The following is a 22,844-nucleotide window of genomic DNA, read 5'->3' as shown; positions in this document are numbered from 1 at the left end:
CCAACACACTTACATCACATAATTTCGATTATTTTAACTCATGACGTTTACTTATCAACAAACAAACAATTAATAAACTACACCGTATAGTTTACATGCTGGGTAATAAAAATGAGATCTGCCACTTTAATTTTTAGTGCAATCGTTACGTTGACAGGAGCCCTTATGAACAGCAATGCCATTAGCCAGCCATACGAATATGATACATCGCGTAAATCCGACGGTAAGTTTTTAAATCAACACATCAATTACGCAACAAGTATGGGAAATATTTGGGACATCACCAAAGCTTATGCAACGACGAAACATGCTGCAGCAACACCAACACACATTCCCGTCAATGAAATTACGGCAGATATACTCAGCGAAACGCATGATGCTCTATTTCGCCTTGGTCATTCATCACAACGACTGCGATTAGATGGGCATTATATACTGACCGATCCCGTATTTAGTGAGAGAGCATCTATGGTGCAATGGGCTGGTCCTAAACGGTTTCATCCAATGCCTATCAATATTGATGATTTACCGACAATTGCAGTTGTTGTGTTGAGTCATGATCATTACGACCACCTAGACCGCACCACACTGGAAGCACTCGCAGAGAAAACTAAACACTTTGTCGTGCCACTTGGTTTGAGTAAGCATCTTGAAGATATTATCGACAGTACCAAGATTATTGAGCGTGATTGGTGGCAAACAGTGAGACTGGAAGGCATTGAATTTGTTGCGACGCCAGCGCAACATTTTTCAGGCCGTGGCCTGTTTCACCGAGATGAAACACTATGGGCAAGCTGGGTGATAAACAGCAGCCAACGCAAAGTATTTTTTAGTGGTGATTCTAGGGTCTGTTGATCTTTTGAGTTCATTTTTGCAGCAATTTGTTTGAGGTTTCTACAAGGCAGAGCCTATGTGGTGTAGCTGGCTACACGAATAGGCGATAACGCCGTAGAAATAACAAACAAATGCTGTCAGTTGGATTCATCTAAAAGGATTTTGTGCCGCGTTATTCGTCATTCACCTAGATAAACTAGGCATCAATCCTCATGCCTTGCCCAAAACCCTTTTAGATTGAACAAAATTTGAACCACAAAGAACAACAGACCCTAGTTACTTCCCAGGTTTCAAACAAATAGGTGAACGCTATGGCCCGTTTGATATCACCATGGTAGAAACAGGCGCCTACAACGATCTATGGAGTGAAATTCATATGAACCCAGAACAAAGTGTCCAAGCGCATGTTGATTTAAAAGGTAAATTTATGCTGCCTATTCATAATTCGACTTTTGACTTGGCACTTCATGATTGGTTTGAACCGCTAGACCGCGCACTCAGTGCAAGTATTAAACACAATACACAGATGCTCTCTCCCATTTTTGGGCAATCGGTTAATTTTGACGATTTAACGACAAACAACACCCGACAAGACCAACGGTCTTGGTGGCTAAATAACCAATAGCTATTAACCAATGGCATTAAATATTTGCCCACTTGTACTTGTTAAAATTAACTAAAATGGCGTTGCTCTCAATCCTAATAGCCAGCTATTAGTCAATCGAGCGCCTTGTTTTAGCTGATTTTCTCTACGCACAACAAGATCACTTACTTAATGCAATTGGTATAATAATCGCCTATCTTGAACGTACAAATAGCACTAACTCGCTGTATCCTGAAAACGCGGCAGAATACGCAATAGCCCTTGCGCTAGAAGAATATAGTGATACTAAATTTTCAGAAGTGGTTTCTGCACTTTATTATCAACGCATCATTGGACCAATGTTTTTCCAACACGATACAGACCAGACGCGAGTTGATGACTTACTTACTAATTTAATCCCAGCACAATTAGATTATTTAGAGAAAACATTTGCTGGCCAGCAGTAGCGACTTTCAATGACGCATTTTTAGCGCGAACGGAAGTTAAAGAGCAACTAGCTCAAGAGTTAGCTGTATTTGGTAAATCGTCTGAAGATATCACGTCGCAACGAGCATGTTGCGGCAGTAATGTTTGTGATTATTTTGACATGAATTTTTTGTAAATAACTATAAAACAATCTACAAAGATCAATATCCCCTAGGTATACTCGATTCTTTTTTAGTGAATTTTTCATCTATGACTGCGACTGCTCTTCACATTGCCAAACACCTAAATATTACACCTCAACAAGCAACAGCAGCTATCAATTTACTAGATGAAGGAGCTACTGTTCCTTTTATTGCTCGTTATCGAAAGGAGGCTACTCAAGGACTTGATGACACGCAATTGAGGCTATTATCTAGAGAATTAAATTACACAAGAGAATTAGTTGATCGAAAAACGACAATTCTGGCAGCATTAGCTGAAAACCAAAAGTTAACTTTATCACTGCAACGCTCTATCGAGCAGTGTCAAAGCAAAACAGCATTAGAAGAAATATATAAACCCTTTAAAAGTAGTCGTAAAACTAAAGGACAACTTGCCATTGAAGCGGGGTTAGCACCATTGGCAAAACAGCTACTCTCATCAAACAATCAATCTCCACAAGCTTTAGCAAGTGCATTTATCGCTTCGCAATCTGTTATCAAAAGCTCAGAGCAAGCGCTAGAAGGTGCATCAGCAATCATTAGCGAAGAGTTGCCTCAGGACATTGTTATGATGAATAAGATTCGTCATCAATTGTGGTCACAAGGCATTATTAGTGCCAAACAAGCACGTAAGAAAACACCAGCAATCGATCCAAATATACTCGCCAAATTTAAAGATTATTTTGCACATCAGGAGTCCATCAATAAAATTCCATCTCACAGAATGATGGCACTATTAAGAGGCAAAGCAGCTGGCGCACTCCAAATAAACTTAACGCTCAGCTTTGAACCTAAAATTCATCCCTGCCTTGAATTAATCAACCAATCACTCAAACTCTCTCAGCGTAATCCAAAAATGTCGCTGTGGTTAAGTGATGTAGCGCAACAATGTTGGAAGTTAAAAATCCTACCGAGCGTCACCAATGAACTCATTAACAAAGCGAAAGAAATCGCTGAAAATCAAGCAATTGATGTTTTTGCGAATAACCTATCGGATTTATTAATGGCCGCTCCAGCTGGAAATCAAGTAACGTTAGGATTAGATCCAGGTATTCGCACTGGTGTAAAAGCTGCGATAGTTGACAAGCAAAGTAAACTATTGGCAACCGAAACCATTTATCCACACGCACCAAGAAATCAATGGCAACAGTCTCTTTCAACGTTAGCAACGCTAATCAAACGCCATCATATTACGTTAATCAGTATTGGTAACGGCACAGGCTCCCGTGAAACTGAAAAATTAGTATTAGATTGTAAAAAGCAGCATCAACTAGATATAACCACAATCATTGTTAGCGAAGCAGGAGCCTCAGTTTATTCGGCCTCAGAACTCGCAGCCAATGAATTTCCATCGTTAGACGTATCTCTGCGCGGTGCTGTATCTATTGCACGTCGCTTACAAGACCCACTCGCTGAACTAGTAAAAATAGAGCCTAAAGCAATAGGCGTTGGCCAATATCAACATGACGTTAATGAAAACCAGCTTAACGTACGATTGAATGAAGTTGTCGAAGATTGTGTTAATGGTGTTGGTGTTGAATTAAACACCGCTTCTGCGCCTCTTTTACAAAGAGTGAGTGGACTGAATGCAACGCTAGCCAATAACATCGTTCATTTTCGCGAATCAATTGGCAAATTTCAGAACCGAAAACAGCTACTGAAGGTACCGCGCTTAGGTCCTAAGGCTTATGAGCAGGCTGCTGGTTTTTTGCGTATTAGCAATGGAAACGAGCCATTAGATGCTAGTGCTGTTCATCCTGAGTCATATCACTTGGCGAGCAATATAATGAAAAGATGTGGGAAGAATATTAAAGAGTTAATTGGTAACGATAGTCTACTCAATAATCTAAAGGCTACTGAATTCACCACTACTAACATTGGATTACCAACAGTAATAGATGTTATCAACGAACTAAAGCGTCCAGCACGTGATCCCCGCGGAGATTTTAAAGCGGCAGAACTCATGGAAGGTATTGAAACAATTAATGATCTAGAATTAGAAATGGAACTCGAAGGCACTGTGACCAATGTTGCTAATTTCGGTGCATTTGTCGATATTGGTGTACATCAAGACGGCCTAGTGCATATATCACAGCTAGCCGACGGTTTTGTGAGTGATCCTCGTAAAGTGGTGAAAGTTGGACAGGTAGTTAAAGTTAGAGTGACCGATATTGACGTCGCTAGAAAAAGAATCGCATTATCGATGAAACAACAAAGTACATCCAGTACTAAGCATCATCATACAGAAAATAAAAAGAAATTAGCGGCCCAAGGAACAATGGCTGCGGCATTTAATACAACGAGAAAGAATTAGGCTTGAGAATAAAACTGAGGGTTTGAAGCTTGGCTAGATTGTTGATAGAAAGCATTAATATGCTGGCTTCTATTAACAATTGTTTGTTGGAATTCTTCATCTTTCGCTAAGGTTGCTTTTTCATTAAAGCGATCAGACTCAACCGCATTATCGATACGGAAATTACCTTTACTTTCCTCATCATCCTTAGAAACTGCGCTATTTTCTGCGAGTAATTCACTACGAGCTTCACCAGCCATACGATCCGCTTGTGCAGCGACTTTGCGGTCTTGACCTGACGGCTCCGCTGGCGCTAATGCAGCTCGCTTAATTTGCGCAGCCTTTGCAATAGTCGCTTGAGGATCGCCAGTTATTTTTGATGTATCAATAGACACCTCACCACCAACAGCGTACTTAACACCATCGGGCCCAGTTTCATACGTATAACTTGGCGAGCCAGCATATTGTCCACCAGCATTTGCATGTGCAAGTTCATGGGCTACAACTTCACGATCTCTATCTTTTAATTCATCGATCTTTGCTTGTTCTTGCTCTGTAAAGCGCTCATTATCATCGTTGGATTGTTCGCGCTCTTCATTTTGTTGCCGATCCGACTGCTCTTGATTTTCATTTAACTCTTTAGGTTGAGTAGATGAGTGCTGTAATTGGTCATATGTCGGATTAAGACTTGGCGCGATTGGTAAGTTAGGTTGAGCTTTTTCTTTATCACCAGCGACTGCAGGTTCAGCGCCAGCGCTATTTGGTTGAGTCACCGGCGGTACCACAGGACGCACAGCGTTATCACGAGCAACTCTATCGGTCGCAGGATTAGTGGTAACTAGACTAACGTTTGGATAGTTAGTGGTGATGTTCATAGCAAATGTTTAAACCTTGGTATCAATTAAACTACCTAACATATTGTCGGCAGTTTCAATGACTTTAGCAGAAGCTTGCGCTTGGGTTTCTGCTAAGCGTAAATTAATAAGACTTTCAGTTACTGGCGTATTCTGTTGTGCTGATGCTTCAACCTCCACAACTTCTTCATTTGGTTGTGCTTGGGTCACTTGTTGCTGATTAATTTCTCTTGCAGACTCCGCCGCTCGCTCGGTCGCTTGATTAAACCCTGCAACACCGGAATCAAATGCAGATTGAATATTCATTTTGTTTCCCTTTTTATCATTGGCGGTTAGTTTAATTATTAATCAATTCGAATCAAATTGAAAGTTAAATTTAATGCTAAACTGCCGCCATAAAGTCTTTTATCACCGCGATAAATTCATCACCATGAGAAATGAATGGCGCATGAGATGCTTTTTTGAAAATGACCTTTTCACTTTTTGGAGATAATTCATCAACTAAACTAATAACCTTGCTTGGCACTAACGAATCTAAGCGGCCATAAATCCTCAAGAAGGGTTGTTCGATATTTTTAAGTGCTTCACGTAAATCAACATCATTTAACAATAATAATCCGTCGTGCAACGATTGTTGTTGTGGAAGTGGGCGTTCATCAAGAACGGCTTTTAGCGCTTTTATATCACGTTTCGCACTATCGCTTCCCATTGCCTGAATTGCCAAAAATCGCTCTAGCGTTAACGAAAAGTCTGTCGCTAACTGCTTGGTAAACATTGTCATCACTTCAGATTTGATGCCTGGCCACTGAGTATTCTCAGAGAATCGTGGTGAACTAGCTACCGTAATGAGCCCTTTAACTTGCTGAGGGAAATCGAGTGCAACCTGTGTCGCAACTAAACCACCTAATGACCACCCCAACCATACAGCAGGCTCTTCAATGACTTGCGCCACGGATTTAGCCCATGCCTCTATATTCGAATTAACGCGTTGTTCACTATGGCCAAAACCCGGCAAATCAACACAATATAAAGTAAAGTTCTCAGCCAAAGACATCTGAACTTGCGCCCAAACACCACTATTGAGTCCCCAACCATGCACTAAGACAAGCGCTGGACCCTGACCTATTTTTTCAACATGTACCACGTATTATTACCTTTATTAATCAGAATTAAACTCAAAAAGTAACGGTTCGTCGATACTCTTTTTATTGTCTATAGTTAATCTTATGACTAGCAGATATCGCATTGTATCACTCAAGTTTTACCACTGGATAACGCAATCTGTTATTACTTTGCGCAATGGTTTACCTCATGGTTGTTATCTTTGCCAAGAACAGACCCCGCATTTTCGACATCGACTCTGCAATACTTGTCGTGAAGATTTAATATTTCCTAAACAATTATGTATCGGTTGTGCCAAGAGCATCTCCGCCACAGTGAAATGGTGCGGACAATGCCAACAATCAGCACCTCAGTTTATTCTTGTCACTGGTGGGCATTATCAAACACCCATCAAACAATTATTAAGCGATTTTAAATACCGTCAGCAAATGAGCCTAGCGCGTGAATTAGCACATTTTATAGCGCGGCGTATTTATAAACTCATTGCTCAAGACATTATTGACATGCCGCAAGCGATTCAACCGGTTCCTCTTCATTGGCGACGACAAGCCAAGCGAGGTTTCAATCAAGCTCAACTCATTGCAAATGAACTTAGTCAATATCTAAACATTCCCGTCATCGATAATATTAAACGGCATCGCTCAACCCAATCACAGGCAGAACTAGATGCTAAACAACGACAACATAACTTAGACAACGCCTTTCAATTACGTAAACCAATTACCTATGATTCAATTGCCTTAGTTGATGACGTATACACTACGGGCGCAACTATGCATGAAATTAGCGAGACTATACTCCAACAACAAACTATTGAAATTCAACATTGGACTGTGGCACGAACTATTATTAGTGATTAAGGACGAAAAATTATAGCTAAGTATTTAAATCTCCTATCCGCGTCCCCATTAACACGGTAGAATATAAAAATTGACCATTTTAGTCAGATTAAAGAGCAATTTTCGAGGTAGCCAATGATTTCAATTTCAGATCAAGCTCAAGTTCATTTCAGTGAGCTATTGAGTAATCAGCCAGAGAACACAGCCATCCGTGTTTTTGTCGTTAACCCTGGCACGCCAAACGCAGAATGTGGTGTATCTTACTGCCCACCAGAAGCGCTAGAAGAAAGCGATAAACGTTTTGAATACAATGGCTTTTCTGCTGTTGTTGATGAGCAAAGTGTTCCTTATCTTGATGAAGCCGAAATCGATTATGTCACTGACAAAATGGGCTCACAGTTAACGCTGAAAGCGCCTAACGCTAAGATGCGTAAAGTAAGTGATGATGCGCCATTAGTTGATCGCGTTGATTACTTCATTAAATCTGACATCAATCCAAAGCTAGCAAGCCATGGTGGTCAAGTAACACTCATGGAAATTACCGACGACGGTAACGCTATCCTGCAATTTGGCGGCGGTTGTAACGGTTGTTCTATGGTTGACGTAACCCTTAAAGAAGGCATTGAAAAAGAAATGCTAGAAATCTTTGCCGGTGAATTAACGGGTGTTAAAGATATGACTGAACACCAAGCTGGCGATCACTCTTACTATTAATGTTAGAGCACGCTAAACGGTTACTATACCCACTGGGCCACTATATAAAACAGAGCGTCGCTTTGTTTTTTAGTGGCCTTGTTTTATTTGGTGCAGGTTTAGCCTTGTTATGGCATAACCCAAGCGAAGATTCGTGGTTAGGCTACGGCGCTGTCATCCTTATCACCATCGCCTTACTCCTTGCATTAATCGGCTGGCTCGGCATCCTTGCCTATCGCATCAGCCATATTATCAATCGCGTTGAGCAATCTCAGTCGACTCATCGTTAGCTTTAGATTTTCCCAACTGATACCAATCAACGCGGCGCGTCACTATCATTACAGTGCCAACCAGTGCGAATACAAAAATCGATCCCATTAATAGCGCAAAGTCTTCTGCCGCTAGTAAACCAAAGAGAATTGCATAAACACCAACACGCCAACACTAAACAGCAAACCGTGTTTAATTTCTCCCAATACACCTGAAATATAAATTCCCAATACCGCTGCACAGCTAACACTTGCAATAACATAAGCAGTATTAAAGGCTATGTGTTCAGACAAAGACAACAATAATACCATATATGGATTAAATATTTGCCCACTTGTACTTGTTAAAATTAACTAAAATGGCGTTGCTCTCAATCCTAATAGCCAGCTATTAGTCAATCGAGCGCCTTGTTTTAGCTGATTTTCTCTACGCACAACAAGATCACTTACTTAATGCAATTGGTATAACGTTGTTTTTCCGCCCGTGGAATACTGATGTGGTACCAATCCTATCCACGCGGCCATGTGACGACCATTTTTAAAATCTTGTGGATTACTAATATCCGATAAACAGCGGCTACTCGTTAAGTCTCCAATCCCTGGAACACTTTTTAATCGTTGCGCTCGCCCATCATTATCAACTAATTCTTTGAGCTTTGTATCTTGTATTTTTAGGCGTCCATTGAGCTGTAAATAATACTCGTGATGTTCTACTAACTCCCGCATTAACATCGCTGGAAGGCGCTCTGGACTATCGGCTAACCACTGAAAAAGGGTTTTCATCGCGCTATGACCCCTAGGGAAACTCATGCCAAATTCCAGTAAAATAGCACCGATACGTGACATACACGCTGTTCGATCTTTAACGTAACTAGAACGTATTTTTTGTATCACCGATATCACTTGTGCTTGTTCTGACTTTACACTTACAAAACGCATCGAAGGACGAGTAGCCGCCTCGGCAATTACATCAGCATCGATAAAATCATTCTTATTGGTTTTCACATAGGGTTTGACATATTGCGGTGGTATTAACTTAACGTCATGACCAAATGACTGACATCGCCTCGCTAGCCAATGACTACCGCCACATGATTCCATGGCAATAAGCACTTTGGGGTAATTGGATAAATACTGAAGAAGTTTAGCCCGGTTGAATTTACTTCTTGAAACTTCTCTACCTGCGTGATCATGTTCTACAACATGAAAAGTAGACTTGCCTAAATCGATTCCTAATACTTTAATTAATGACATGATGGTTCGCCTCTTTAGTTTGCCTAACTCTAAGGTTAGCTTAGGGTGAGGCGGACCATCTAATTAAGCCCCGGAATATTCCGAGGCTCTAATAAAATCAATGGCTATTTAACCAAATTGATTCATGGTGTTATCTTCACCAGCAGCTTTTAATGCTGCATCACCAGCGAAGTATTCTTTATGGTCATCACCCATGTCAGAGCCAGCCATGTTTTGATGTTTAACACAGGCAATGCCTTGACGTATTTCCTTACGTTGTACACCTTCAACATAACCCAACATACCCTTGTCACCGAAGTACTCTTTAGCCAAGTTATCGGTTGAGAGAGCAGCCGTATGATAAGTTGGTAACGTAATTAGATGATGGAAGATACCAGCTTCACGTGCTGCATCAGCTTGGAAGGTACGGATTTTTTCATCAGCTTGCGTTGCTAGTTCAGTATTGTCGTAATCAACACTCATTAGGTTGTCACGGTTATAAGCACTCACATCTTGGCCAGCTTCAACCATCGCATCAAATACTTGCTGACGGAAGTTTAGTGTCCAGTTAAACGACGGCGAGTTGTTGTAAACAAGCTTAGCGTTTGGAATCACTTTACGGATTTCATTTACCATGCCACCGATTTGCGCAACGTGAGGTTTCTCAGTTTCAATCCACAATAAATCAGCACCATTTTGAAGTGACGTAATACAGTCAAGAATACAACGTGCTTCACCAGTACCTTGTTTAAACTGGAATAAGTTACTTGCTAAACGCTTAGGACGCACTAATTTACCGTCGCGATTTAAAATAACATCACCGTTTTGGATATCAGCCGCATCAACTTCTTCAACGTCTAAGAACGCATTGTATTGGTCACCTAAATCACCTGGTTCGTTTGTTACAGCGATTTGTTTAGTTAAGCCAGCACCCAATGAGTCAGTACGCGCAACGATAACACCATCATCAACACCTAGCTCAAGGAAGGCATAACGTACCGCATTAATCTTCGCTAAGAAGTCTGAATGAGGAACTGTAACTTTACCGTCTTGGTGACCACATTGTTTTTCGTCAGATACTTGGTTCTCTAGCTGGATACAACATGCACCTGCTTCAATCATTTGCTTAGCCAGTAAGTAAGTGGCTTCTGCGTTACCAAAACCAGCATCGATATCAGCAATAATTGGCACAACATGAGTTACATGACCATCGATTTTAGCTTGAACACGTGCAGCTTCTACTTCATCACCGCTTTTTCTCGCCGCATCTAACTCGCGGAAGAAACCGCCGAGCTCACGCGCATCAGCTTGGCGAAGGAAAGTATATAGCTCTTCAATGAGACCTGATACCGACGTTTTTTCGTGCATTGATTGATCAGGTAATGGCCCAAAATCTGAACGAAGTGCTGCAACCATCCAACCAGAAAGGTATAGGTAACGACGATCAGTATTTTCAAAATGCTTTTTAATCGAAATCATTTTTTGCTGACCGATAAAGCCATGCCAACAACCCAGTGACTGAGTGTATTTACTAGAGTCGTTATCGTAGTTTTCCATATCACGGCGCATGATACCGGCCGTATAACGAGCGATATCTAAGCCCGTTTTAAATTGATTTTGCAATTTCATACGCGCAACAGATTCTGGGTTAATCGCACTCCATGCTTCGCCTTGTTGTTGACATAGGTTTGCAACGTTGTCGATTTCAGTAGTGTATGTAGACATAAGCATTCTTCCTTCGTATCAGTAATATTTATTGTAGAGCGGCTTACATAGTGCCGTGGTTTGATTAAATACTAGCCGAGCTAACCACTATAAAAATACTTTATAATTATTATTACGAACATTCACCCGATAAATACCTACGTTAAGTAATGCGCTCTTCGTGAGCGCATATGGAAATTAACTTCACGCTTTGATAATAGATAATGACCATTACTAACGTGGGTTACATAGATATCGAGTTTGCTATCGCCCAAAATCACTGGTTAAATTACAAACAACTATACTTTTGTCTACTTCACAACAATAATTAAACAAGCATTTTAAAATTTCACTTTTAAACAATCAGTCATTAAGGTAAGTTATATTTTTTATCGCGAGCATCAGTCACATGAATATTAATAAAATAGATCTTAACTTACTCATATACCTAGACGTTTTGTTGCGCGAAAAAAACGTAACGAGAGCAGCCAATCAACTCAATATCACTCAACCTGCAATGAGTAATGGCTTGAAACGATTACGTAATCTATTTAATGATCCAATTCTTGTTAGAACATCTGATGGCATGGCGCCAACAGAGCGCTCTCAAGCCTTAGCACCCGTCATTAGAAAAATATTACTAGAGCTAGAAGAAGCCCTGCAAAGCGAAGATAATTTCAATCCTGCGACTAGTGATCGCGTGTTTCGTTTGATGGCCAGTGACTATGCTGCCTCTACGTTAGTGCCAAAGTTATTAAGCAATCTTAGTAAAATCGCACCCAATATCAGCATCGATATCATGACACCTAGTGATATTAACTTTCACGATGTTGAAGCAGGCAAAGTCGACATGGCAATTAATCGCTTTGAAGAGTTACCACAATCATTCCATCAAAAAACGCTATGGCATGATAATTTCACCTGTTTAATGGCGTCAGACAATCCGATGGTGAAGCGTTTTGGGCTACAAAACTATTTACGCGCCAAGCATATCTGGGTGTCAAAGACTGGTTTTGGTGTTGGCGTTGGTATGGATCCTAAAGACGTGCAAAAGCTTGGTTGGGTAGATGAAGCATTAGCGAAAATAGGCGAAAAACGCGATATTCGTGTCTTTACCCGTAACTACAATGTAGCTATTCAGCTTGCACTTGAAGATCAACTCATTGCGACGCTACCAAGCAAAGCAGCTGCTCGTTTTATTACCGCGCCACGTTTTACTTTATTAGATCCACCATTTGATATTCCAGAGATAGAATTAAAAATGATTTGGTCACCGCTATTGCACCATGATGCCAGTCATATTTGGTTTAGACAGAAAGTACTTGAAGCTGCACATGAATGCTAACTGAGGTATCATTGACGCCATTATTTACTCTCTTATATAGATCATGACAGAAACTGAATTTTGGCAACTTGTTACCGCCTCAAATCCCCTCGCTAGTTCAGATGAACTAGCTGAGCAACTTAGCGAAAAATTAACACCGTTAGACGACGCACAACTTGCCGCATTCGACAAACACTTTAGTTTAAAAATGCGTGATAGCTATACATGGCGAGTTTGGGGCGCAGCCTTTATTATTGCTGGTTGCAATAGTGAATATGCCTTTGCAGAGTTTCGTTGCTGGTTAATTTCTCGTGGTCAAGAAACCTTCGAGCAAGCATTAAAAAAGCCTGACTTCCTAGCTAACTTGGATATCGTGCAAGACAAAGAAGGTTTCGCTAATCCGTATTTAGAAGAGTACGACTTAATTGCTGGCCAGCTCTTTGAAGCACGCAATGAACACGAGCTTCCATATGTGCCTTCAGGTCAAAGCCAACCTTTTGGTAAGCGGTTTAAAGACACTCGAAAATACCTTAAAACAAGCTATCCAAATCTATTTGAAAAGTATTGGCAGGGCTAGCTAATCTTGTGCGTTAACAATGGCGGTTAGTCGTTTTTTAGCACGTGACACAATACGATCATAGTCGGCAGGAAGAATATCCCACTGCTGACATACTGCTAACTTGTCTTGCATACCAATGAGCAAGGCAGTCAATATAGTTCTATCACGTTGTTACGGTATTTTGCTTATCGCAGTCATCAATACAAATCTCTGTTGCTGCATTTCAAGCGCCTGCTCTGCCGAAGGCATCCCCGTCATCAACTCCAAATCGTCAATATCAGTTTCTTGCATACGCTTGGTAATAGTCATCTGCTTCATCAAAAGATGATTAGCAATTGAATAAGCGTAATATTTCAGAGCGGAAGGTTGTTGTATTTTTCCGGCGCGCATTTTTACTAATTAATGCCATCATTGTTTCTTGCACAAGATCTGCCACCAAGTTCATATCAGCTTTCATTGCTAGCTTTTTGGTTAGGTATGGTAGCAACAAATTAACAGTGTCAATCTCTGCATTCGCCTCTTGAGAAGCAACACGTCGGCATAGCTGCTCACAAGTTAAAGATTCTCTTGGTAAAGGTTGATGAACTTCGCGCATATTATACCATATATGGACCCTCTCCTATTGCAAGACAATTTTGATCATTGAAATAGAGTACATTGCAGCCATATATCCGGCTTTTTTATGAGGCAATATTATTGCCTCTAGCCCTGATGGATTTCCGCCCCTATCACCTCATCAATTCTCGCGGCTTCTCATAGCCCTTGGTATTATAAGGTTTCCTATAGGGCAGTGCTGAACTGTATCCCATCAATCTCTATTACCTAGCAAATAAAAAGGTAAATCTTACTACTTGGTTCTTAACTACTGCTTACTTGTGAGTGTTGCTAAATTTGTAGTTTTCTTGGTGATGTAACATCGCCCAAGCCATTCTTGCCATTTTATTGGCCAGTGCTACCGTCGCGTTATTGAAACTACTTCGCCCCTTCATCGCTTTAGCCCATAAACTGACCCTATCTGTTTTATTATCACAGTGTCGTAACGCAGCTCGTGCACCATTAATTAACTGCGTTCGTAAATAGGTATTCCCACGCTTACTAATTCCCATCAAATTGGCTTTACCGCCGGTTGAATGTTGCCGAGGAACAAGGCCAAGCCAAGCGGAAAGATGGCGACCGCTATTAAAATCTTTACCATCGCCGATACCCGCATATAAGGCTGTCGCATTAATTGGGCCTATTCCATTCATCGTACTAAGTTGCTTACAAATATTATGCTGATTGCATATGCTTAATATTTCTTTATCAACGACTTTTATCTCTTGCTCTAATTTTTTTAATTCTTCATATAAATCATTAAAATAACGTCTGGCGTTAACACTTAACTCATTGTCTGCCGCTTCAATAAGCGCTGGTAATTGAGATTTTAGATGATGTACTCCTTTTGGAATAACCAACCCGTATTCTGCTAACAGTCCCCGTATCTGATTGCTCAACGCCGTTCTGTTTTTCATTAACCGCTCTCTGACTCGGTGCACCATTTGAATATCTTGCTGCTCTAAAGATTTAAGTGGTACAAAACGCATGTTCTTTCGCTGTGAAGCTTCCGCTATTGCTTCGGCATCGTTATAGTCATTTTTATTGCCTTTGCGATATGGTGTCACAAACTGTGGCGCGATAGCTTTCACCACATGCCGACAACGAATAAGTACTCTTGTCCAGTAATGAGTGCTACCACAAGCCTCCATGACAACAATGCAAGGCGCTAACTTAGCAAAGTAATCAGCAACTTTATTTCGAGCTAACTGTTTTCGCTTAAGCACTTTTCCACCTTTGTCCATTTGAACTAAGTGAAAAGTAGATTTGGCGATATCTAAACCAATTGTTATATTGTTCATGTGACCCTCTCTTCTTTTATATAGATGCTTAACACCTATATTGGCTCATTTGAAGCCGAAAGTGGAGCGGAGAGGGTCCATACCATTAATTGCATTAAATATTTGCCCACTTGTACTTGTTAAAATTAACTAAAATGGCGTTGCTCTCAATCCTAATAGCCAGCTATTAGTCAATCGAGCGCCTTGTTTTAGCTGATTTTCTCTACGCACAACAAGATCACTTACTTAATGCAATTGGTATAATAAGAAAAATGTCATAACATCACCTGACTATGTCAGCAGTAATTATACAATCTGAGTTGTAGCCTAAGACTAATGAACGCTTATTAAACATGGCGATTTATCACCACTCGCGTTAATATTTGTAGCCAAATAATCTAATAATAAGGATCGACACGTGCCTAAAGCCAAGAAATCGTCGCCAGCAGCAATAAGCGAGCAATTTAATATTTCTACTCATTACGATGCAATCGTAATTGGTACCGGCCCAGGTGGTGAAGGTGCCGCAATGGGGCTAGCAAAACAAGGAAAGTCTGTTGCTGTAATTGAACGCGCTCCTCAAGTTGGCGGTGGTTGTACTCATTGGGGAACTATTCCATCAAAGGCTTTGCGTCATTCTGTTTCTCGTATCGTTGAGTTTCGCCGCAGTGGCTACGATGTTGAAGGTGATTTTAGTAAACAATTTTCATTTAAGTCGATTCTAAAACATACCGAACGTGTTATTAGCGATCAGGTAAAATTACGCCAAAGTTTTTACATGCGTAATGAATGCCCTGTCTATACTGGCCACGCCCAGTTCGTTAATACCAACGTAATCGAAATTGCTAAAGAAGGCGGCGAAAAAGAGTATTTAAGTGCAGACCAATTTGTTATTGCTACAGGTTCTCGCCCATACCGCCCAGCGGACGTCGATTTCAATAGCCCACATATTTTTGATAGCGATACTATTTTATCTCTTGATAAAGATCCTAAGAGCATCATTATTTACGGTGCCGGCGTTATTGGATCAGAGTACGCTTCGATATTTAGAGGTCTTGGTGTTCGTGTTGACCTAATCAACACCCGAGATCGTTTATTATCATTCCTTGATACCGAAGTGAGTGAGTCACTGTCTTATCATTTCTGGAATAGTGGCGTCGTTATTCGCCACAGCGAATCATATGAACGGATTGAAGATTCAGATAATGGCGTTGTTGTACATTTAGAATCTGGTAAAAAAATGCGCGCAGATTGCATCTTATTTGCTAATGGCAGAACTGGTAATACTCATGATCTAGGCCTTAAGAATATTGGCTTAAGCGTTAATTCACGTGGCCAAGTTGATGTTAATGAACATTATCAGACGGCTGTAGAAAATATATATGCTGTTGGGGATGTAATTGGCTATCCATCACTTGCAAGTGCCGCTTACGATCAAGGCCGTATCGCCGCCAAAGCAATGATCAGTGGTAACGATGAAGGCTCACTTATTCATGATATTCCTACAGGTATCTATACCATTCCTGAGATCAGCTCAGTCGGTAAAACAGAGCAAGAACTAACGGAACAAAAAGTACCTTATGAAGTTGGCCGTGCGCAGTTTAAACATCTTGCTCGCGCACAAATCGGTGGTATTAATGTTGGTTTCTTAAAGCTGTTGTTCCATCGCGACACTAAACAATTACTAGGCATTCATTGTTTCGGTGAGCGTAGCTCAGAAATCGTGCATATCGGACAGGCGATTATGGAGCAGAAAGGTGACGGCAATAATATTGAGTATTTTGTTAATACCACGTTTAACTACCCAACAATGGCCGAAGCGTACCGAGTGGCGGCAATGAACGGATTAAATCGTTTGTTCTAAAACGAGCACTAATATACCAACTTAAGATGCCACTTTATTAAGTGGCATTTTGTATAAGCAGGGTTTATGCGTAAAAATCAGCGTGGGCAAAACGAGCCATTGCTAAAATTGCTGCATGCGTATAATTAGCTTCACGTGTTGCATGGCCATTGGTCAGTAACCCAATCGCACCACCTTTTTGTTTAATATTGTGCGTATTAAACAACTCATCCATCAGTGGGCCTAGTTCATCCCCATTTTGCAATCGCTGGTAAACACTCATTGGCAATGGCAAATTTGCACCGCGCCCTAGAGACATATCATTGTCGTTGGCAATTGCAATATAGGCAAAAGTAGCAGGCCCATCTTCAAACAAATCTACGCCACCTTCGATTGCCGCATAGAAATTTGCTTGGGCATTCTGTTGGCAATAGCGCAAACGATTCACGGCGCCATCGCGAGTTTCTTTGCTTGTCATTGGCTGCTCAGCGACTAACGATGGCGCATGTATACCGCTACACTCGATTGCGTGTTGCGGATAATAAGTTTCAAAAGCCGTTTTTATCGCGTTAATTTTTACTGGGTTGTGAGAACCAACCACGATTTTTAATGTGTCGGGTAACATAAGTCTATCAATATCAGTTAAATCGCGGCTAGCTTAGCATTTAACCAATGGATCTCAAACGGCGAATTTTAGGCTCAATTAACAAACCAACGACGCCAAGCACACCAATAAACATACCAATAATACGCAACCAATTATTAAGTGACTTACTGCGTGTATAACCGCCTCTTATATACTCATAATAACGACTTCCACCATCAACAGACTTGACAAAGAAGTCGCCATTTTTTTGGGATAAATGCACTGTTTCTGGCGAAACTCGAGCAAGTATATCGTTAGGTAATCGTTCTGGATCTTGTTCAAATAGCAATAGAGGCTCATCCTTTTTAACGACTCCCATCGACTTGTAATATACTCGAAATTCACTAGCATCTGCCCAACTCTTTTCACCTGCCATATAAAGAGTGATGCCAAAGGCAATCATCAAACTCGAAACAATTATCCACTTAAATAAATACTTTGCATTCGATTGTGTTAATCCTTCTGTATGTTGTTTCACAAAGCTCAGTTTCGACAAATGGTTAATTATATAGGTACGATCGAATCCCTTAATAAAATCATCAACTGTCATCTTTAATGCAGTCAATAATTTTTCAAACATCTCATCAGATGGAAATGCCTTGTCATTTTCTAGTTTTGATAGATAAGACTGCTCAATTCCCATGGCACCAGCCAATTCAGGTTGATTCAACTCTTTATCTACGCGCAGTTGCTTAATTCGTTGTCCTAAAGTCATTTTTAATTCCAATTTGATTATTTCAAGGCGTATTCTTCGGCATTCTCGTCGGAATAAGTAGATGAATATTAAGTGATATTGGTGAATTTTATCTGCAATCGCAATAATAGCGTAAATTTTCGACAATTATATACAGAATTTTGCAATGCAGAATGCATACAAAGCAACACCATCGAACTTTAACATTAAAACATGCGTTAGCTTCTTTTTTGTTCTAAATAAATTTTTAATGTGAGTTTATACATTAACTTTTTATTAACAAGGCGTTAAAAAAACATCAATCACTTGAGATTAAAACCATTAAAACATAAAGATATAAGCCACTATATTCGTGAGACATTCGCCATTACGTTAGCGTCAATTAAAGAGAAACTCAATACTTTACAAAAACTTAATTAAAACACCCAAATAACCAACAAAAAAAAGTGGATTAAAACGCTTGTGATGCCATTTTACATCAGTAAAGTAACCCCCAGTTAAACGCACCGACTAAATAATAATAAAAATTACATAATTATAAGTGTTTGACCTAAGCCAAAAATTTGGCTTTTAGAATAAAAAACTAGGTACTTTGTACCAATGTACTTTGCAGTATTTTCTAAGTGCGACTTTTAGCTTAAATTTAAGCTCCCTAGGAAACTAGGAAAATAATAAAAAGCCATTGCGGTATTTGAGACGTTGTCTCGATTTGTTTCTTATAATAAGAAACAGGTCTACGATTGTAGACTAGCTTGTAGTTAAGGGTATCAACAACTCTTTTATGTTGACGAATTAACGAAGCTTATAATAATAAAATACAGAACCTACTATTCACCAAGCAATCATGGAAGGTTGAATAAAAATAGGATGTGAAATTAGGAAACAACCTTTCTTTTATATTTGAAGGAGAGCTCAAATATAAAAGTAGTGTGTATTCACTCAATAACGGTAGATTTTATCTGCCGTTTTTTTTATTTCCGCTTTTGTGCACATTTTTTCCCCTCATTTACTGAAATCAACAGCCAATTCTGGTATAACACGCGCTAATTAATTTAGATGAAACACCACCATGACTCGTAAGAAAAAGACTCGTACTGAAAAAACCATTGGCGCAGCAAAAAAACCACTGCTAAAGCAATCGGAAAGAATCAAAGACAACTCTAAGAAGAAAGGCAAAGGCCGTCCTTCTGGTGCGAAAGCGAATATTGATGGTGTTAAAGTCAAAAAAACACGTTCATCAAGCAATAGCGCGTCAGAGCTAGACAGCAGAGTTGGTAGTAAAAAAGCGATTGAGCTTGTGCCGAGTCAAACGCCTAAGAACTTACAACCTAAAGTTGTGGTCAAAAAGGCTAAACCAACACCAACGTTATCTATAGAGCAACAACTTGCTCAGGTTGAGAACGATGAGCGCTTAAATAATTTATTAGACGCCTTAGATGAAGGCAATGAAATCTCAGCTAAAGATCAGGCTTATATCGATCATCAAACGGCTAAGCATCAAAAACTGCTAGCACAAATAGATGATGCAGAAGCCAACGAAGAAGACAAAAAAGAAGCATGGGAAGAGTTAGATAGTTCTGAATTTGACGAGTTTAAATCGTAATGACACCGCTTTATATTGTGTTAATTGTTTTAGCTTTATTGATTATTGGCGGCCTTGCTTATTATGCGGGTAGTTTAATTGCTAAACTGCGCGTGCAAACAGCACAACAGCAAGATGCTATTACAGCCCATAACGAAAAAATTACTAAGCATAACCAAAAGCTTGTTGACAGTATTCGCTTAATTGCGAAAGCTGTTGGCGAAGAGCAGTGTGAGTTATCTGAAGGCGCGATCCGTATTTGCCGTTTACTTGAAAAAGTCTACGTCACCCAAGACGCGAATTATCCAACACTCTACCCAGCCTTACACGAACTTGATTTATTTTTAGCTGATTACCCAACACATGCTGGATATAAGGCGTTAGAGCGTAAAGAACGTATGCGTTTTGATGTAAAGCGCGCTCAGCAAGAAGACTGTTTAAAGTCAGATATTAAACAAGAGTGCGAAATATTAATGAGCTTCACACCGGCAGCATAAAATGCTAAAACACTCTAGCCACTCAATAGTGGCAAGAGTTTTGTTATTTTCACCATTAATTCTTACCTAATTTCATTATTCATTCTTAAAAGTTATCCCTTAGCCAAAACTAGTATTGCTAAATCGCTAAGGCTTCGTTAACGTGGGCTTTCAGCCACCGCTGAGGACATTAACTTAAGGAATTACCATGTATTACCAAACTGACGACGTCAATATAGACAAAATTAAAGAACTGTTACCTCCTGTTGCTCTACTAGAGCGATTTCCACTAAGCCAAACGGCTTCTAAAACAGTTTTTGATGCACGTCAGGCTACTCATAACATTCTTACTGGTAAAGACGACCGATTATTAGTAGTTATTGGCCCATGTTCTATCCACGATCCTAAAGCAGCATTGGAATATGCAGAGCGCCTCGCGCTACTCCGTGAAGAACTAAAAGAAGAATTAGAAGTTGTGATGCGTGTTTATTTTGAAAAGCCACGTACCACTGTTGGCTGGAAAGGCATGATCAATGACCCCTACATGGACAATAGCTGCCAATTAAATGATGGCTTACGTTTGGCGCGGAAATTATTACTCAATGTTAATGAATTAGGTTTACCAACAGCTGGTGAGTTTTTAGATATGATCACGCCGCAATACATTGCCGACTTAATGAGTTGGGGTGCCATAGGCGCACGTACCACAGAATCACAGGTACATCGTGAATTAGCGTCAGGTATGTCATGCCCTGTTGGTTTTAAGAATGGTACTGATGGCACGATAAAAGTGGCAATTGATGCAATAGGAGCCGCCAGTGCACCACACAACTTCTTGTCTGTGACCAAATATGGTCATTCTGCCATTGTACAAACACGTGGTAATGAAGATTGTCATATCATTTTACGTGGCGGTAAGGAGCCTAATTATTCTAAAGCTCACGTCGACGCCGTCAACGAACAACTAACCTCAGCTAAACTTCCAAACAACATCATGGTTGATTTCAGTCATGCCAACAGCTCAAAGCAGTTTAAGCGCCAAATGGATGTATCGACTGATATTAGCGAACAAGTTGCCGCAGGTGACAAATCCCTCTTTGGCGTGATGATTGAAAGCCATCTTGTTGAAGGCCGCCAAGATATAGTCAACGGCGGTGCAGAAACTTACGGCCAAAGTGTTACTGATGCTTGTATTGGTTGGGAAGACTCCGAGACTGTCTTACGTCAATTAAGTGAAGCAGTGAAAGCAAGACGTAACGCTTAATCACTGTAAGTGTGGGATGGCGCTCAACCATCCCTTAATTCTATTTCTCGCCCACCCTAATCAATGTTAGAATTGCCCATATTCTATTCTATAAAGCCCATTACTATGTCTGATCAAGCCTCAACTGGCATTCGCGTTAATAAATTCCTTAGTGAAGCGGGATATTGCTCGCGCCGCGAAGCTGATAAATATATCGACTTAGGCATCATCACTATCAACGGCGAAAAAGTTGTTATGGGCATGAAAGTTCAGCCAGGTGATGAAGTACGCGTTAGTGGTCAGTTAATTGGTAGCAAAGCAGAGCCTGTTTATATTGCTTTAAATAAACCACGTGGTATCACGTGTACGACAGATCAGCATATCGACGGCAATATTGTTGATTACGTCAATTACCCTGAACGTATCTTTCCTATCGGCCGTCTTGATAAGCCGTCAGAAGGATTGATCTTGTTAACCAACGATGGCGATATCGTTAACAAAATTCTACGTGCAGGTAACAATCACGAGAAAGAGTACGTGGTTACTGTTGATAAAGAAATCGATAATGATTTTATTTTTGGCATGGGCAACGGCGTTCCAATTCTTGATACTGTCACCAATAAATGTAAAGTCGAAAAAACAGGTCCTTACAGCTTCAATATCACGCTAACCCAAGGCCTTAACCGTCAAATTCGTCGTATGTGTGAGCACTTTGGTTTCCGTGTACGCAAGCTGAAACGCATGCGTATTATGAATCTAACACTTGATAATATTAAAGCCGGCGAGTGGCGTCACCTTAAAAAACATGAAATGCGTGAGTTAAATAACTTGATTGCAAATTCTCGTAAAACGGCACCTGGTTATACCCCTGAGAGGCTTGATACAAGAGAGTCTAAAACAGACAATGCCGCTAAACGATTTAATCGTGACAAGCCATCTGGTTTCTCCAAATCAAAACGCGATGAACGTAGAGGCCCTAAAAAAGCCACTTATGCCTATACACCACCAAAGAAGTCATAACTCATGAATAACCAGTTGGCCAATCCAAACAATCTAACTATTGCTTCATTTATGATGCGCTGGATTGTAGGTGTTTTATTTTTGATGGCAGGTTATTGGAAGGTTATTTACACTCACCGCTAAATTGCATGCAGAAAACTTCTTCGTTGCCGCCTATGCCGATTCTTGGATCCCACAATGGGCGTTGTTGACTGGTGGTTATGTTATTCCTTATTGGGAACTACTAGCTGGTGCGCTAATTATTATCGGCTGGCAACTAAGAGCCGCATTAACATCTGTTGGTGTGCTCTTAATTATCACCACATACGGCCATGCGCTCGCGACGCCATTATTTGATATTGATGGACACACTTTCACACGATTAATATTAATTATCGGCGTGTTAATACTTGGCTGGCAACATGATTATACCAATTGCATTAAATATTTTCCCACTTGTACTTGTTAAAATTAACTAAAATGGCGTTGCTCTCAATCCTAATAGCCAGCTATTAGTCAATCGAGCGCCTTGT

The 22,844-nt window shown here is 40.4% G+C and carries 25 protein-coding genes and 2 pseudogenes; 15 read left to right on the top strand and 12 right to left on the bottom strand.

Annotation, left to right across the window (positions count from 1 at the left end):
• Positions 1-165: 165 nt before the first annotated feature.
• The 4 genes from ACMAZF_RS00775 (at position 166) to ACMAZF_RS00760 (ending at position 4,378) form a co-directional block, all read left to right on the top strand.
• A complete protein-coding gene (locus ACMAZF_RS00775; RefSeq protein WP_435275607.1) occupies positions 166-855 on the top strand; it encodes an MBL fold metallo-hydrolase in 690 nt (229 codons plus the stop codon).
• Positions 856-1,132: 277 nt separating this feature from the next.
• A complete protein-coding gene (locus ACMAZF_RS00770) occupies positions 1,133-1,459 on the top strand; it encodes an MBL fold metallo-hydrolase (protein WP_435277149.1) in 327 nt (108 codons plus the stop codon).
• 278 nt (positions 1,460-1,737) lie between these two features.
• Positions 1,738-1,884 carry a hypothetical protein gene (locus ACMAZF_RS00765; RefSeq protein ID WP_435275606.1) on the top strand — a complete coding sequence of 49 codons (147 nt, stop codon included), beginning with the start codon at positions 1,738-1,740 and terminating at the stop codon, positions 1,882-1,884.
• Between the two features lie 214 nt (positions 1,885-2,098).
• Positions 2,099-4,378, top strand: a complete 2,280-nt coding sequence (locus ACMAZF_RS00760; protein WP_435275605.1) for a Tex family protein — start codon at positions 2,099-2,101, stop codon at positions 4,376-4,378.
• On the opposite strand, the gene ACMAZF_RS00755 is transcribed toward ACMAZF_RS00760, so the two are convergent.
• The 3 genes from ACMAZF_RS00755 to bioH all read right to left on the bottom strand — a co-directional run bounded on the left by ACMAZF_RS00755 (position 4,375) and on the right by bioH (position 6,355).
• Positions 4,375-5,232: a putative metalloprotease CJM1_0395 family protein gene (locus tag ACMAZF_RS00755; protein ID WP_435275604.1), complete on the bottom strand. Its 858-nt coding sequence runs from the start codon at positions 5,230-5,232 to the stop codon at positions 4,375-4,377. The genes ACMAZF_RS00760 and ACMAZF_RS00755 overlap by 4 nt on opposite strands.
• 9 nt (positions 5,233-5,241) lie before the next feature.
• A complete protein-coding gene (locus tag ACMAZF_RS00750; protein WP_435275603.1) occupies positions 5,242-5,517 on the bottom strand; it encodes a hypothetical protein in 276 nt (91 codons plus the stop codon).
• Positions 5,518-5,593: 76 nt separating this feature from the next.
• The gene (gene bioH, locus ACMAZF_RS00745; RefSeq protein ID WP_435275602.1) at positions 5,594-6,355 is read right to left on the bottom strand and encodes a pimeloyl-ACP methyl ester esterase BioH; all 762 of its coding nucleotides are present in this window, start codon (positions 6,353-6,355) and stop codon (positions 5,594-5,596) included.
• An 82-nt stretch (positions 6,356-6,437) separates the two neighbouring features.
• On the opposite strand from bioH, the gene ACMAZF_RS00740 reads away from it, so the two are divergent.
• The 3 genes from ACMAZF_RS00740 to ACMAZF_RS00730 all read left to right on the top strand — a co-directional run bounded on the left by ACMAZF_RS00740 (position 6,438) and on the right by ACMAZF_RS00730 (position 8,155).
• Entirely contained in the window at positions 6,438-7,193 is a 756-nt protein-coding gene (locus tag ACMAZF_RS00740; protein ID WP_435275601.1) for a ComF family protein, read from the top strand.
• 114 nt (positions 7,194-7,307) lie between these two features.
• Positions 7,308-7,886 (top strand): Fe-S biogenesis protein NfuA, encoded by a 579-nt coding sequence (nfuA, locus tag ACMAZF_RS00735; RefSeq protein WP_435275600.1) that lies wholly within the window; start codon positions 7,308-7,310, stop codon positions 7,884-7,886.
• Positions 7,886-8,155, top strand: a complete 270-nt coding sequence (locus ACMAZF_RS00730) for a hypothetical protein (RefSeq protein ID WP_435275599.1) — start codon at positions 7,886-7,888, stop codon at positions 8,153-8,155. Before nfuA ends, ACMAZF_RS00730 begins: the two co-directional genes overlap by 1 nt.
• On the opposite strand, the pseudogene ACMAZF_RS00725 reads toward ACMAZF_RS00730, so the two are convergent.
• The 3 genes and pseudogenes from ACMAZF_RS00725 to ACMAZF_RS00715 form a co-directional block, all read right to left on the bottom strand.
• A pseudogene (locus ACMAZF_RS00725) lies at positions 8,118-8,446 on the bottom strand (inner membrane CreD family protein). The gene ACMAZF_RS00730 and the pseudogene ACMAZF_RS00725 sit on opposite strands and share 38 nt — an antisense overlap.
• A gap of 153 nt (positions 8,447-8,599) precedes the next feature.
• Positions 8,600-9,388: pseudogene (locus ACMAZF_RS00720) on the bottom strand (IS110 family transposase); the annotation flags it as partial.
• Between the two features lie 108 nt (positions 9,389-9,496).
• Positions 9,497-11,092, bottom strand: a complete 1,596-nt coding sequence (locus tag ACMAZF_RS00715) for an isocitrate lyase (protein WP_435275598.1) — start codon at positions 11,090-11,092, stop codon at positions 9,497-9,499.
• Positions 11,093-11,480: 388 nt separating this feature from the next.
• Between ACMAZF_RS00715 and ACMAZF_RS00710 the strand changes: the two genes are divergently transcribed.
• Both ACMAZF_RS00710 and ACMAZF_RS00705 read left to right on the top strand, forming a co-directional pair.
• Complete coding sequence (locus tag ACMAZF_RS00710) at positions 11,481-12,416, top strand: LysR family transcriptional regulator (RefSeq protein WP_435275597.1); 936 nt, start codon at positions 11,481-11,483, stop codon at positions 12,414-12,416.
• A 43-nt stretch (positions 12,417-12,459) separates the two neighbouring features.
• Positions 12,460-12,972 carry a DUF4240 domain-containing protein gene (locus ACMAZF_RS00705; RefSeq protein ID WP_435275596.1) on the top strand — a complete coding sequence of 171 codons (513 nt, stop codon included), beginning with the start codon at positions 12,460-12,462 and terminating at the stop codon, positions 12,970-12,972.
• On the opposite strand, the gene ACMAZF_RS00700 is transcribed toward ACMAZF_RS00705, so the two are convergent.
• The 4 genes from ACMAZF_RS00700 to ACMAZF_RS00685 all read right to left on the bottom strand — a co-directional run bounded on the left by ACMAZF_RS00700 (position 12,973) and on the right by ACMAZF_RS00685 (position 14,849).
• Positions 12,973-13,107: a hypothetical protein gene (locus ACMAZF_RS00700; RefSeq protein WP_435275595.1), complete on the bottom strand. Its 135-nt coding sequence runs from the start codon at positions 13,105-13,107 to the stop codon at positions 12,973-12,975.
• Positions 13,108-13,125: 18 nt separating this feature from the next.
• Positions 13,126-13,272, bottom strand: a complete 147-nt coding sequence (locus ACMAZF_RS00695; RefSeq protein ID WP_435275594.1) for a hypothetical protein — start codon at positions 13,270-13,272, stop codon at positions 13,126-13,128.
• Positions 13,273-13,282: 10 nt separating this feature from the next.
• Positions 13,283-13,549, bottom strand: coding sequence for a hypothetical protein (locus ACMAZF_RS00690; RefSeq protein ID WP_435275593.1), 267 nt, complete (start codon positions 13,547-13,549; stop codon positions 13,283-13,285).
• Between the two features lie 274 nt (positions 13,550-13,823).
• A complete protein-coding gene (locus tag ACMAZF_RS00685; protein WP_435275279.1) occupies positions 13,824-14,849 on the bottom strand; it encodes an IS110 family transposase in 1,026 nt (341 codons plus the stop codon).
• 397 nt (positions 14,850-15,246) lie between these two features.
• Between ACMAZF_RS00685 and sthA the strand changes: the two genes are divergently transcribed.
• On the top strand, positions 15,247-16,692 hold the full coding sequence (gene sthA / locus ACMAZF_RS00680) for a Si-specific NAD(P)(+) transhydrogenase (protein ID WP_435275592.1): 1,446 nt from the start codon (positions 15,247-15,249) through the stop codon (positions 16,690-16,692).
• Between the two features lie 64 nt (positions 16,693-16,756).
• Here the strand turns inward: sthA and yjjX are convergent, their stop codons facing one another.
• Both yjjX and ACMAZF_RS00670 read right to left on the bottom strand, forming a co-directional pair.
• Positions 16,757-17,296: an inosine/xanthosine triphosphatase gene (gene yjjX / locus ACMAZF_RS00675; RefSeq protein WP_435275591.1), complete on the bottom strand. Its 540-nt coding sequence runs from the start codon at positions 17,294-17,296 to the stop codon at positions 16,757-16,759.
• 40 nt (positions 17,297-17,336) lie between these two features.
• A complete protein-coding gene (locus tag ACMAZF_RS00670; protein WP_435275590.1) occupies positions 17,337-18,032 on the bottom strand; it encodes a helix-turn-helix domain-containing protein in 696 nt (231 codons plus the stop codon).
• Between the two features lie 1,048 nt (positions 18,033-19,080).
• On the opposite strand from ACMAZF_RS00670, the gene yihI reads away from it, so the two are divergent.
• From yihI to ACMAZF_RS00645, 5 genes are all read left to right on the top strand, one after another.
• Complete coding sequence (gene yihI, locus ACMAZF_RS00665; RefSeq protein ID WP_435275589.1) at positions 19,081-19,614, top strand: Der GTPase-activating protein YihI; 534 nt, start codon at positions 19,081-19,083, stop codon at positions 19,612-19,614.
• Entirely contained in the window at positions 19,614-20,090 is a 477-nt protein-coding gene (locus ACMAZF_RS00660) for a DUF2489 domain-containing protein (RefSeq protein WP_435275588.1), read from the top strand. Before yihI ends, ACMAZF_RS00660 begins: the two co-directional genes overlap by 1 nt.
• 187 nt (positions 20,091-20,277) lie before the next feature.
• Entirely contained in the window at positions 20,278-21,333 is a 1,056-nt protein-coding gene (gene aroG, locus ACMAZF_RS00655; RefSeq protein WP_435275587.1) for a 3-deoxy-7-phosphoheptulonate synthase AroG, read from the top strand.
• A gap of 105 nt (positions 21,334-21,438) precedes the next feature.
• Entirely contained in the window at positions 21,439-22,332 is an 894-nt protein-coding gene (gene rluF, locus ACMAZF_RS00650; protein WP_435275586.1) for a 23S rRNA pseudouridine(2604) synthase RluF, read from the top strand.
• Positions 22,333-22,456: 124 nt separating this feature from the next.
• Positions 22,457-22,780, top strand: coding sequence for a hypothetical protein (locus ACMAZF_RS00645; RefSeq protein WP_435275585.1), 324 nt, complete (start codon positions 22,457-22,459; stop codon positions 22,778-22,780).
• The last annotated feature ends 64 nt before the right edge of the window (positions 22,781-22,844 follow it).

Source organism: Psychrobium sp. nBUS_13, from assembly GCF_051201665.1.
Classification (GTDB): Bacteria; Pseudomonadota; Gammaproteobacteria; order Enterobacterales; family Psychrobiaceae; genus Psychrobium.
The sequence above is the reverse complement of the archived record's forward strand: the minus strand, read 5'-3'. Positions and strand labels throughout refer to the sequence as shown.

Bases quoted from the DNA above. Each gene is read 5' to 3' on its own strand.
- ACMAZF_RS00710 (WP_435275597.1), top strand. From the start codon at position 11,481: ATGAATATTAATAAAATAGATCTTAACTTACTCATATACCTAGACGTT.
- ACMAZF_RS00740 (WP_435275601.1), top strand. From the start codon at position 6,438: ATGACTAGCAGATATCGCATTGTATCACTCAAGTTTTACCACTGGATA.
- ACMAZF_RS00730 (WP_435275599.1), top strand. From the start codon at position 7,886: ATGTTAGAGCACGCTAAACGGTTACTATACCCACTGGGCCACTATATA.
- ACMAZF_RS00705 (WP_435275596.1), top strand. From the start codon at position 12,460: ATGACAGAAACTGAATTTTGGCAACTTGTTACCGCCTCAAATCCCCTC.
- aroG (WP_435275587.1), top strand. From the start codon at position 20,278: ATGTATTACCAAACTGACGACGTCAATATAGACAAAATTAAAGAACTG.
- ACMAZF_RS00670 (WP_435275590.1), bottom strand. From the start codon at position 18,032: ATGACTTTAGGACAACGAATTAAGCAACTGCGCGTAGATAAAGAGTTG.
- nfuA (WP_435275600.1), top strand. From the start codon at position 7,308: ATGATTTCAATTTCAGATCAAGCTCAAGTTCATTTCAGTGAGCTATTG.
- ACMAZF_RS00660 (WP_435275588.1), top strand. From the start codon at position 19,614: ATGACACCGCTTTATATTGTGTTAATTGTTTTAGCTTTATTGATTATT.
- rluF (WP_435275586.1), top strand. From the start codon at position 21,439: ATGTCTGATCAAGCCTCAACTGGCATTCGCGTTAATAAATTCCTTAGT.
- yihI (WP_435275589.1), top strand. From the start codon at position 19,081: ATGACTCGTAAGAAAAAGACTCGTACTGAAAAAACCATTGGCGCAGCA.
- yjjX (WP_435275591.1), bottom strand. From the start codon at position 17,296: ATGTTACCCGACACATTAAAAATCGTGGTTGGTTCTCACAACCCAGTA.
- ACMAZF_RS00750 (WP_435275603.1), bottom strand. From the start codon at position 5,517: ATGAATATTCAATCTGCATTTGATTCCGGTGTTGCAGGGTTTAATCAA.
- ACMAZF_RS00775 (WP_435275607.1), top strand. From the start codon at position 166: ATGAACAGCAATGCCATTAGCCAGCCATACGAATATGATACATCGCGT.
- ACMAZF_RS00715 (WP_435275598.1), bottom strand. From the start codon at position 11,092: ATGTCTACATACACTACTGAAATCGACAACGTTGCAAACCTATGTCAA.
- ACMAZF_RS00755 (WP_435275604.1), bottom strand. From the start codon at position 5,232: ATGAACATCACCACTAACTATCCAAACGTTAGTCTAGTTACCACTAAT.
- ACMAZF_RS00685 (WP_435275279.1), bottom strand. From the start codon at position 14,849: ATGAACAATATAACAATTGGTTTAGATATCGCCAAATCTACTTTTCAC.
- ACMAZF_RS00695 (WP_435275594.1), bottom strand. From the start codon at position 13,272: ATGAAGCAGATGACTATTACCAAGCGTATGCAAGAAACTGATATTGAC.
- ACMAZF_RS00690 (WP_435275593.1), bottom strand. From the start codon at position 13,549: ATGCGCGAAGTTCATCAACCTTTACCAAGAGAATCTTTAACTTGTGAG.